The sequence below is a fragment of the Bacillota bacterium genome, assembly GCA_012837335.1.
GTDB lineage: Bacteria > Bacillota > Limnochordia > Darwinibacteriales > DTU012 > DTU012.
The window spans coordinates 1-11,840 of record DURM01000074.1 but is presented as its reverse complement, the minus strand read 5'-3'; the positions used below and the strand labels follow the sequence as shown (position 1 = coordinate 11,840).

General features: G+C 46.1%; 8 protein-coding genes. 3 read left to right on the top strand and 5 right to left on the bottom strand.

Going from position 1 to position 11,840, the window contains the following annotated elements:
• From GX019_10115 to GX019_10105, 3 genes are all read right to left on the bottom strand, one after another.
• A partial coding sequence (locus GX019_10115) for a CRISPR-associated endonuclease Cas3'' (protein ID HHT37515.1) occupies nt 1-1,193 on the bottom strand: 1,193 nt, incomplete at its 3' end.
• Between the two features lie 374 nt (nt 1,194-1,567).
• The gene (locus GX019_10110) at nt 1,568-2,137 is read right to left on the bottom strand and encodes a helix-turn-helix transcriptional regulator (protein HHT37514.1); all 570 of its coding nucleotides are present in this window, start codon (nt 2,135-2,137) and stop codon (nt 1,568-1,570) included.
• 185 nt (nt 2,138-2,322) lie between these two features.
• Nucleotides 2,323-4,224: a serine hydrolase gene (locus GX019_10105; protein ID HHT37513.1), complete on the bottom strand. Its 1,902-nt coding sequence runs from the start codon at nt 4,222-4,224 to the stop codon at nt 2,323-2,325.
• Between the two features lie 240 nt (nt 4,225-4,464).
• Here GX019_10105 and GX019_10100 point away from each other — a divergent pair, with 240 nt between their 5' ends.
• Nucleotides 4,465-4,803: a helix-turn-helix transcriptional regulator gene (locus tag GX019_10100; protein ID HHT37512.1), complete on the top strand. Its 339-nt coding sequence runs from the start codon at nt 4,465-4,467 to the stop codon at nt 4,801-4,803.
• 24 nt (nt 4,804-4,827) lie between these two features.
• Entirely contained in the window at nt 4,828-6,786 is a 1,959-nt protein-coding gene (gene cadA, locus GX019_10095) for a cadmium-translocating P-type ATPase (protein ID HHT37511.1), read from the top strand.
• A gap of 49 nt (nt 6,787-6,835) precedes the next feature.
• Here cadA and GX019_10090 read toward each other — a convergent pair whose 3' ends face one another.
• Complete coding sequence (locus GX019_10090) at nt 6,836-8,188, bottom strand: alpha-glucosidase/alpha-galactosidase (GenBank protein ID HHT37510.1); 1,353 nt, start codon at nt 8,186-8,188, stop codon at nt 6,836-6,838.
• 151 nt (nt 8,189-8,339) lie between these two features.
• On the opposite strand from GX019_10090, the gene GX019_10085 reads away from it, so the two are divergent.
• Entirely contained in the window at nt 8,340-9,089 is a 750-nt protein-coding gene (locus GX019_10085) for a ZIP family metal transporter (protein ID HHT37509.1), read from the top strand.
• A 51-nt stretch (nt 9,090-9,140) separates the two neighbouring features.
• On the opposite strand, the gene GX019_10080 is transcribed toward GX019_10085, so the two are convergent.
• A complete protein-coding gene (locus tag GX019_10080; GenBank protein ID HHT37508.1) occupies nt 9,141-11,825 on the bottom strand; it encodes a hypothetical protein in 2,685 nt (894 codons plus the stop codon).
• Nucleotides 11,826-11,840: the final 15 nt, after the last annotated feature.

Below are 11,840 nucleotides of genomic sequence, written 5' to 3'. Positions count from 1 at the left end.
TCAAGGATTGGCTGTAAGTATCCAACAGGCAAAAGTTGTGCCTCATCTAAAACTACTACTGAATTCACTATGTTATGTAACTTGCGACACCGGCTAGATTTATTAGCAAACAGGGATTCAAAAAACTGTACAGAAGTAGTTACAATTATAGGGGCATCCCAGTTTTCTGCGGCTAACCGCGATTTATATGTCGACGAGCCTTCATCAATGCTCGAATGATGCTCGATGACTTGGTCATCGCCTAAAGCTTTCCGAAATTGATCTGCATTTTGTTCTATAATGCTTGTATATGGAATTACATAAATAACCCGAGAGAGATTGTGTTTTTTAGCATGTTCTAAAGCAAATGCTAAGCTTGATAGAGTTTTTCCACCACCGGTAGGAACTGAAAGCGAAAACACACCCTGCGGTTGTCTACCCATCTGGACACATTTCTCGCGTATTTCACGCCTAATTCTGTTTAAAGGTGAGTTGTCCGCTTTTTGAACCAATAGATCATTATAATGATTGAGCCGATTTAACAGCTCGGATATTGAACAAAATCCACTTCTTTCTATGGATCGCTCCGGCTCCATATAAGCCTCGGTATCCAAAAAATCTGCATCCACAAGGCAAGAGTATAACATCCGAATCCATAACGACATTTCTAAGCTATCCATCGAAAACATCCAAGGTGGAACAAGTTTATTTATACTTCTTGCTTTATTCCAAACGAACTGGTGGACTTCTTCAAGATCTTTTACTTGTGACATCTGAAACTCTAATGAAGCTTGTCCAGCACCTTCAGAGCTAGACCAATCCTGTAATCCAACATGATGACCAGCCACACAGTAGGAGATAATTCTGCCAATTCCTTTTCCGTGAACGATTTCTACAAGCTTTGCACCATGAATTGCATGCCTAACGTTCTGAGCACTACCCGCTAAATCGAGACCATCTACAAGATATTCACTTTTAACCCGAAGATATTTTTGCCATGACATTCTTGCCTTACCAGCATCATGAACAACCCCTGCCAGCATTCCCCATTCTTTAGAATTAAACTTAGATGCGAATTCACCGGCAATTTCCCCCACTTTTTCCAAATGTTCAACTAACAAATGAGGTTCAATCCAATTACCATCGACATCTTTGGCGACGTGGGCGATATATTCTAAATTCATCATATTTAACACCTCACATTGCCTTACCATAAAAATGTATTTACTAATACATCTTACACGTTAACAATAAATCCTTCGCCAGCAAACATTTCGTTAATAAGACGGATGATTCTCACTGTTCTTTAAATACCAAAAGATAAGAACACTAATTAAAGACCGTTCCAATACCGAAGAGAATCACTGGAGGAAAGCAAGTATCGACATACATTTACTGTTTGGTTTTGAAAAAGAAAGATCAAAGAAGTATTACAGAATACCTAAAGAAAATAGAAACACGCACCAACACGGTATTTCTACCAGAATCAGTGCGTGCAGACACTATAAAACCCTATCAAATTCCAAGTCCAAAGATAAACTAGCAAGGCTACAAATATAGTGCCTAAACCAAATATTTTTGTGCATTCCTACATCTTATTAATGCCTTTTCTTTTGAGCACAACAGCTAAAATTGTGCCTCCAATCAGGAGTACAGCACCAACAACAATTACAAAACCTGTTATATACATACCCGGATTAGAGCTTGATCCAAAACCCAGAGGATCATTACCTGGGACGTTAAAATGCACAGACTGGTTAGAAAACGGTGTGTTCCTGAAAAAACTCTTGAACATTAAGTTACCCGCAATTCCAAAAGCCATAAATAGTGCTCCCATGACTGCCAAATACACACCGACCAGCCATCCATACTTCTGAATCATTTTGCCCAACACACCGGGGATCGACTGCACCCAGTTTTCTTGTTCTATTCCAACCTCATTTGCATTTACTTCATCCGCATCTCCATCTCTCAACAGCCAATCTGTTGTCACTTGAAAAACATCCGCCAAAAGAACTATTTTACCTAGTTCTGGCACCGATTCACCTGTTTCCCATTTACTAATTGCTTGGCGGGAAACTCCTATTTTGTTACCCAGTTCTTCTTGAGACAATCCAGCTCGCTTACGGCAGTACAGTATTTTTTCATGCAAATTCATTTTACCACCTCTTATGCTTCTGATTTGGCATCATCTTAGCAAATACATCAGTTGCGGTTCTACATACTCCAGCTGGAAAAGCCGCAACCGGTGGTTGCTGTTATCAATTTCTCCAGCTAAATCCCTATTTTAGACGCAAAAGGCACGCACTAATCCAATTTACCAAGATCAGTGGTGCAGACACTTTAAAACCCTATCAAATTCCAAGTCCAAAGATAAACTAGGAAAGCTACAAATATAGTTCCTAAGCCAAAGTGGTATACTCTCAGCCCGAATGACCAGCGCCGCTTGTTGATGCTTGAACCTATAACTAACAGCAGCAGCGTCAGAGCTATCGATACAAACGGCAGCGCCATTACTCCGTATAAAACAGGTGAGGTGCCGAACAGCAGCTCCTGCGAGTAGTTCCAGAGGTAAAACACCAGTCCACCAATAAACAGCAGATTAATAACGCTGATCAGCATCGCCATGTTCTGGTGGAACCGATCTAAAGGTCTAGTCCGCATGCGGCGGTTTCTTATCTTTCTTACCAGCCAAATCAGAAGCTGCAGAACAAATACCGCTGTAAATGCTAAGAAAGCAATCAGGGTCACTTCGGTTGTCTTAATCCACGGCAGTTTTGTGTAATTGTAGATTCCGCCGGCATAAAGATGGGTAATATTTCCCTTAGGATCATCAATAAAGGCGATATATTTTTCCTGATCAACAGCCCGCATCAGCAGCGGTTCCACCTCTACCCACTCAGTTGGAAGATCGAGCTCGGGCGGAAAGTCGATGTGGAATACCCCCGCTTCATCTACGTTAACATGAATCTGAGTAAACAGTCTCCGTAAGCTGGCAAAGCTGTTCCAGGTCGGATAATCAAGAGTATAGTTGCCGATAAACCACCGGGATCTGTCCACAGCGTTTTCGGCGGGTTTGATCGGCCCAGAGTTTTCTACCGGATAACGCCAGTGAATAAAGTCATTGATCAGCTTGATTCCCAACGCTGGCATACAGCGGTTGATCGCTACCACCATGCCGAAATCTGCATCGGGAAGGAAAAACATAATGGTTGAATAGCCGAGTTCGCTGTCGCCACCGTGCATCAGCACCCGCTGCCCGTTAGCCTTATGCTGGAACAAACCTAAAGTCCAGCCTGAAAGCTTGGGATGCTGGACATACTGAAGGTTGTGCATCAAATTCAGGCTTTCCTCTGAAAGGATCTGCCGGTTATTAAAGACACCATCATTTAAATGCATGATTAGAAAGTTTGCCAGCTCCCTAACTGTACCCATCAGTGCGCTTGCCGGCAGATTGCGGGGATAAGCCGGATCATTTGCGATCAATTCTCCGGAGACTTCCACATAACCTTTAGCTGCATTAGCTGACGCGGCGGCATCCATTCTAAAAATGGATTGGTCCATTGCCAGCGGTGCCAGCAGATTATGCTTCATGTATTCACCGAAATCTTCCCTGCTTATTTCCTGAACGACGAGTCCTGCTAACCCATATCCATAATCTCCATAGGTACTTGCTTTACCCGGAGAATAAATCCAGGGTGGAATGTCAGCCAGGTAATCTTTTAGCGGCTTGATATCCTCGGCTTCCAGAGCATAAGCACCGATGCTTGACTCCGCAAAGCCGCTGGTATGGGTCAATATGTTTCTTAAAGTAAGCGGCCGGGAAAAACGCTCCGGAAGCATAAAATCATTTAGATAGAGGTTCACATCGGCATCTAAATCCACAGCACCGCGCTCGCTGAGCTGGAGCACTGCAGCAGCTGTGAAGGATTTGGCAATATCTTCCATGGGAAAGAGAGTTGCGCTGGGGTCAATAGGTATCTCGTTGTCCATATCAGCAAATCCGTAACCCCCGGTGACAACCTCGCCCTGATACACATAAGCAAAAGCCAATCCGGGAATATTGTAATTCTCCATCTGTTCCCGCAGATACTGGTCAAAATACTGAGACAGATTGTCCAGCTCCTGCTGGAGGGGATCAATCGGCTCATTCTCAAGATCTGCCTCACCTGCACTTTCTTCCTGACTCTGTGGATCCACAATCTCCTCATCCTGCGCCCATACGGCTGCAGACGCATTTAACATCAGTAATACAGCTAAAAAAAATACTAATCCAGCTTTGACTTTATCCATTCGATGTTGACCTCGCCTTCTATGGCATCATTATTTTCAAATTCTACATAATGTTAACTAATTCCTGCGAAAGTTATTTTTCCCAGCCCCCTTGACGAGCCCTACTGCCGGTGGTATAATTAAACCAGAATATATGAACACTCGTTCATATGTATACATATAGATTAATGAGGTGATTGCGTGACTGAAGATATGAATGTGGTCCATCCGGAAACGGTCGAAAAGGTCAAGGCCAACATGACGCCTGAAGAAACACTCTACGATTTAGCGGATTTCTTTAAAGCCTTTGGCGATTCAACCCGCATTAAGATTTTATCTGCTCTCTTTCAGGCCGAAATGTGCGTTGGGGATATTGCCGCTGCTTTAGGCATGACTTCCTCTGCAATATCGCATCAGCTGCGGGTCTTAAAGCAGTCAAAGCTGGTGCGCTACCGTAAAGACGGAAAAATGGTTTACTATTCCTTAGATGATGACCATGTTAAAGAAATATTCCGCCAAGGATTAGATCACATCAATGAAGGCAATCGCTAATTGAAACAGTAAGGAGAGCTGACTATGGGGAACACTCAAGCAACTGTAAAACACATCCATCACGATCATGCGAGCACTGAATGCAGCGCCTGCGCCAGTGTCACCAATCTCGCCAGCGCGGTAGGGCACCGTCACCATGAAACCAGTGGATGGTTTAATACCCAGCTGATGCTGATTATTGGTTCAACTGCCCTGTTAGCGGCAGCATTTTTTGCAGACTTTTCTTTGCAGGTAACATTTGGAATTTATCTTGCCAGCTATCTGTTAGTGGGCGGCGAAATCCTGTATAAAGCTGTGCGCAACATCTTTAGGGGAAACATCTTTGACGAGCACTTTCTCATGTCGATCGCCACCATCGGAGCTTTTGTTATCGGCGAGTATCTAGAAGGTGTGGCGGTAATGCTGTTTTTCCAAATCGGTGAGTACTTCCAGGATTTAGCTGTAGACCGCTCTAAACGTTCGATTTCAGCCCTGTTAAACATCCGGCCTGATTCTGCCCATCTCCAAACTGAAAGTGGATTAGTCACCGTTTCGCCGGAAAGGGTCAGGGTCGGGGACTTAGTGGTAGTTAAGCCAGGTGAGCGGGTTCCGCTGGACGGAGTTGTTATGGAAGGGACTTCCGCACTTGATACTTCGGCTTTAACTGGAGAATCAGTGCCGCGTTCAGTAAAAGCAGGTGATCAGGTTTTCAGCGGCAGTATCAATACCAGCGGGTTGTTAACCATCAAGGTAACTAAGGATTATCAGCACTCCACTGCCACCAGAATCATTGAGCTGGTGCAGGGGGCTGCCAGCAGGAAAGCACCTACCGAAAACTTTATTACAAAATTTTCCAGATATTATACCCCTGCCGTTGTGTTATTAGCTTTGGCCTTGGCATTTCTGCCGCCGCTGTTATCAGCGGATGCATCTTTAAGCGAATGGAGCTATCGGGCGCTGGTGTTCTTGATTATTTCCTGTCCCTGCGCTCTGGTGGTATCAATTCCTCTCAGCTTTTTCGGAGGAATTGGAGCAGCATCCCGCCACGGGATCCTAGTTAAAGGCAGCAACTATCTTGAGGCTTTCAACGACTTAGAGACTGTTGCTTTTGATAAAACCGGAACCTTAACTATGGGTCAGTTCAAAGTTAACGAAATCGCTGCTGAGGGTTTATCGGAAGCAGAACTTCTGGAGTACGCAGCTTACGCTGAATCTTATTCCAACCACCCTATCGCCAAAGCAATTAGGGATGCATACCAAAAGCCAATTGATCAAAACTTAATCCGCGATTACCAAGAAATTGCCGGCCACGGCATCACCGCTGTGGTTAAGGATCAGCAGGTAATTATCGGCAACCGCATGATTATGGATAAGTATAATATTATAGTACCTGATGTAACCACTATCGGTTCGATTGTCTATACTGCAGTTAATGGTCAGTACAAAGGATACATCATCGTCGCGGATCAGATCAAGCCGGATTCAGCCGCTGCTGTGGCTGAGCTGAAGAAACTAGGCATTAAAAACCTGGTAATGCTGAGTGGAGATAGAAAAGAGCACGCGGAAGCAGTGGCAAATGAGCTGGGCATCGAACAGGTCCACGCTGAACTTCTGCCTCAAGACAAGGTTGAGCTTATTGAGGGATTCTTAGCTGAAGATAAAAAGCTGGCCTTCATCGGTGATGGAATCAATGATGCGCCGGTTCTAGCCCGCTCCGATATCGGCATTGCTATGGGAGGATTAGGATCCGATGCCGCCATCGAAGCCGCTGATGTAGTGTTTATGACTGATGAAGTGGGCAGAATCGGTACCAGCATCCGCTTAGCGAAGTATACTCGGAGGATTGTCTGGCAGAATATCGGACTAGCTCTAGGAATTAAAGGTTTGTTCCTGCTCTTGGGCGCGCTGGGAATGGCCAGTCTGTGGGAAGCGGTTTTTGCGGATGTAGGTGTAACCATAATTGCTGTAATCAATGCATCCCGCGCTTTACGGGCAAAAGCATAAGGGATTTTTAAAGGAGCTCCCTGTAATCCGGAAGCTCCTTTTTTTGATCCTAGATATCATAACCAGGGAGATAATCCTTGGTATTTTCCAGCATTTCCTCAAAGAGAGCCCTTGCTTCTTTTAAGTCAATGGTAACCAGCGGATCGTTAATGAAAGCTTGGAAAGCAAGCTCTTTATCGCGATTAATTGCAGCTCGGAGCACCGTTTCCTGGTTCAATACCTGCTGCATCACGAGATTGCGAACGGGGATTGGCATTGTTCCTGCCTGAACCGGGCGAACGCTGTCTTTAGAGAATAAAGCGTTGGTCTCCACAACAGCGCCTTCCGGCAGATCCGGCGTCTGTCCATAATTGGGCAGGTTTACATTGGTGACCAGATCTCCCAAGCCTAAAATAGCTTTGATCTGGCGAACACCTTCTTCTCCGGAGCGCTTCAGTTCAAACTCTTCCTCATTATTCACCAGGCGCTCACTTTTAGCCATTCGCTCTTTCAGTCCGTCAATTCGGGACTGCACGTGGACCATACGCACTTTCCAGTGATCAATTGTTTCCTTATCTTTCAAATACCATTTGCCCGGCAAAAACTCAACCAAATGGCGGTCGCCGGCTGCCGCGATTAATCCATAGCGTTTGAACAAGTCAAATTTCACACGCTGATTATCACGGTAGCCTTCTTCATAATATTTGTCGACAAAATCAGCGTAAAGGGGCATTAGATCCATCCCCTGATAAGTTGCTTTATCCAGCCAGGTAAAGTGATTGATTCCTAATACATTAACCTTGATTTCGTCTCTTCTCGGTCTTTCCACACCAAGATACTCTTCTACAGCGCGGGCAAGCAGGTTTTGGGTGCCGAAAACCTCATGGCAGCAGCCAAAAGCTTTGATTTCCGGGAATACTTCGTATAAAGTGCGCACACAGAGAGTCATGGGATTAGTGTAATTAATAACCCAAGCCTCCGGCGCATACTTTTTAATATTCTCAGCAATTTCCTCATACATTGGAATAGTACGGAGTGCCCGGACAATACCTCCCGGTCCGGTAGTATCGCCGGTGGTCTGGTAAATTCCATACTTTTCGGGAGTGTGAACATCCGACCACATTTCCTGGAAAGTAGCAGGTAAAATTGAGATGATTACAAAATCAGCTCCGGTCAAGGCTTCTTCAAGAGTAGCAACTGCCTGATACTTCCATTTGCCTTTGACATCGTCCCGATCATAAAGGCGGTTGCCGATAATCTCATTATTCTTTGCAGCGGTTTTATCGATATCATAAAGCCTGACTGTACCCGATAAAGATTCTTCCACAGCTAAATCGCTCATAAAGCTCCAAGCCCAGCCCCGTGATCCGCCGCCGATATACGCTAGATTAATATCCGTTACTTTACTGCCTTCGTACTTCAATCAGTTGTCCTCCAATCCTAGAGTGGTTGTATACTCCCTTATTATAAATTAGTTAAGAAAGTATTGCAATTGACAAGCAGGCCGAAGAGGATTAGAATCAGATACAGACGCTGAAAACGACTTTTATTCTCACCGCAGGAGGCACAGTATTATGTCAAATATATGGCAGGCAGCGCTGTTAGGAACAGTGGCCGGTTGTTTTGGCACAGGTTTAGGTGGATTGATTATCAGTTTGCTGCGAACTCCGAAGAAAAGAACATTGAGTTTTGTCCTGTCTTTTTCGGGAGGAGTAATGCTGGCAGTTGTATTTCAGGATTTAATCCCGGAAGCATTGGAATACGGCAGCCTGCAGATACTTTTATACGGTCTTATCCTTGGATGTGGATTTATCTATCTCTTGGATCAGCTTGTCCCCCACGCGCAGGTAACCTCGGTGGGAGGACAGAGCAAAAAGACGCAGCGGCTGATCAGAACCAGCATCCTCATCGGTCTTGGAATTGCCCTCCACAACCTGCCGGAGGGTTTGGCAATCGGAGCTGGTTACGCAGCATCAGAACGCCTAGGACTCGGCATCGCTTTGATTCTGGCCCTGCACGATGCCCCGGAAGGAATGGCAATGGCGGGCCCGATGAAAGCTGCAGGACTCAGTCCATTGCGAATCATTGGAACCTGCGCCGCAGCTGGTCTGCCAACCGGTTTAGGAGCATTGATCGGCGCTTATTTAGGCGGCGTTTCGGAGATGTTCTTATCAGCAGCGCTGGGCTTTGCCGCTGGAGCCATGCTGTTTTTAGTCTTTGATGAACTGCTTCCCATCGCCCAAGAATTAAACGAAGGGAACTCCGCAACTTTTGGTGGATTGGTCGGAGTTGTGGTAGGATTATTATTCTTGATTCTGCTTTAAACTAAACGGAGATGAGCTTACTGCCCATCTCCGTTCTTTTTATGCTTTTGATCAGTCTGCGTAATCCTGATACTCCAGCCGGAAGTTGTCAAAGTAGTATTCCATTTTGTGCGGCGTGCGTTTATTATCCATATAGATGCTGAAAAACAGTCCTTTGGTCAAATCAGCCGCCGTCGGATACGCTGGATTGTTCCCCTCCCCATCAGGAGCGGCGATTATAAAGGCTTTTTGATTGAGAATTCTACCCGCATCCCGGTTGTAAAGGGTGGAGGTAATCACTTGATTCTTGAGATCAATCTCAGCTGTAATTCGATACCATTTATTAGCCATGGTATCGTTGATGTGGAACTGAGTTTTATCGCCGTTAACTCGCGCGTTATCGGCGCCGAACATATTGAACTGCTGCCAGTTGCGGTGCACACCCCATCTGACAAACCGGGTCGAATCAGCGCTGTTCCCGCCTTGATTGCTGCGGCTGGCAGCAAGATCGAAGTAGCTGTAATCGTTCGGCAGGTAATCTACTGTTTCCATTAGGAAGTCGAAACTGAAACACAGCACATCGGTATTCTCTAAAGTCCCGCCGTTAGCTTGGACTGCAGCCAGCAGATCCCAATACGCTCCAATACTGGCAGGCATGGTTACACCATCTACCTTAGTAAATTTATAAACAGCGTTCTCAGTGCCGAGGTTGGCTGTTTCTGCGCCAGTACTGACGTATCTGGTAAACTCAAAGCCCGCCTGCGAACCGTTAGCAGTTGGAACCGCCCACGGTTCTGTGAAGTCAGTAGTTTCAATGACAACGGTGGTGAGCGCAGCAGCCTTGACATCCAGGGCTTTGGTTTCACCGGCACTACCTGAAATACTAACAATTTCTCCCGAAGTTACTTTGTAGCCTTGAGCTGCCGATATTTCAACCTGGTAAGCTCCTTCCGGCAGGTACTCTGCCCGGTAGGCTGCGCTCTTTTCGCCGGCTGGAATCCGGACCGCTGTTTTTTTGATCACTACCCCATTTTGAGAGAAAACCAGCTCTACAGACACAGCAGCATCTGCCGCCTTATTCAGGGAAACTGTGCCCGCAGCTGTAAAGGTGTCCTCTATATTCGTTCTCGCTGCAATTGGAAAAGTCACTGTTTTCTTGTTCCCATAACCGGAAGCTGTATCTTTTACATACAGTGTAACACCTGCACTAACAGCCGGTTCACCATAAGCCGGCCGGATAATCTCAACAGCAGTTTGATCAGCGTTGACAACAGCATATCCGCTGTCGGAAGTCCACGCAAACTCATAGCCTTCCGGTGCTTTTGGAAGGGCAATGCTGTCTCCTTCCACAGCGGTGTCAATTGCAACTGAATCTACTACCTTGTTTATCTCTGCGTAGAAGGATGCTAAGTTGAGAGGATCCCATCCATCGCGGCCTTTAAGGTAGTTGTAAGGATTAAACTCCAAGCTCTGCCACTCATTTAAAACGGTGCCCATGGGTGCCAGCTTGTTGATCACCCTCCCCTGGGTATTGATGGGCACGCCGGTTTCGTCAACAGACCCATATTCATAAAACCGTGCTTCATCCCGCATCGTGCTGCCCATATTGGTCCAAGCTTCGTTTGAAATCAAAAGCACGTTGTTGATTTGCTTGATAGTTGTGCCGTGGAAGGTAATCTGTGCTCCCAAAGGATTGCTCCAGGGGCGACCAAAATTTCCAGCTTTGGGGGTTTTATCCAGGCGGTAATCAACGGTGCAGTTCCAGAACAGGTAACCGTATTGAACTGATGGTGCGTGGGAACCGGCAGTAATGGTACCGGTATTGTTATTGTCTTCGTTTCCGGCAAATACCAGGCTGCAGTTGTTAAAGACCGCGGTGGCACCACCGAAAATATAGTCGGTTCCGCCTATAATAGTGCAGTTGTCGAACAAGATGCGGTTACTGCCCACATACAAAGTGTCCTGCTTGCCTTTAATAATGCAGTTTCTGATAATTGTCCGATCGGAATCAGTGTGGAGCGCAACCGATCTTTCGATATAGTTTTGCTGTTCAACTTCAGTGCTCCCTGCCGGCAGATGGGCCCGGCTGGGCTTGGGGCTGGCCTGCGGTTCCGGTGCAACGCCCGCATCCAGCTCTTCCTGAGTGATGTAGAAGTTGAAGCTGGCTTCAAAAGTAATATTTTCAGCAATAAAACCGATGGCACTGCGTTCCAGCTTAACTGCGCAGCCCCAGCGGTCAGGTTTTCCTAAGACTCCGCCTTGTACGGATTTATTCCGATGGAGAACACCGTTTTTATCGTAATAAGTGATGGAGTTGACGCTGTCGCCGATGTTATAGCGAGTCAATCTTTCCCAGGTAGAATCAGCACTCCAGTCAACATTGGGATCATAAAATCCGTCAGGACCGATGTTATTGTACACATACCCGATTCCGTAATACCAGGTTAAGACTACCTTGGTCGGATCGCCGGACGCGCTCCGCAGTGTTAGGTAGGGCTTACTGATCCTAAGTTGCTCGCGGTAGACTCCATCAGCTATTTCAATAATCACGCGGCTGGCTTCATTGGCAGCAACCGGAGCAGCATTAACAGCCTCAGTGATGGTTTTATACCGATTCTGTGCAGGATCTGTTTCCCTGCTCCCATCAACATAAAGGATCGTCTGTGTTTCCACTGCCTGCACTGCCCTAGCACCCACTCCTGCTATCAATGTTAAACAGAGAACGATAAATATCCACCTAGCTTTTGTCTTAAACATTTCCATTCACCTGCC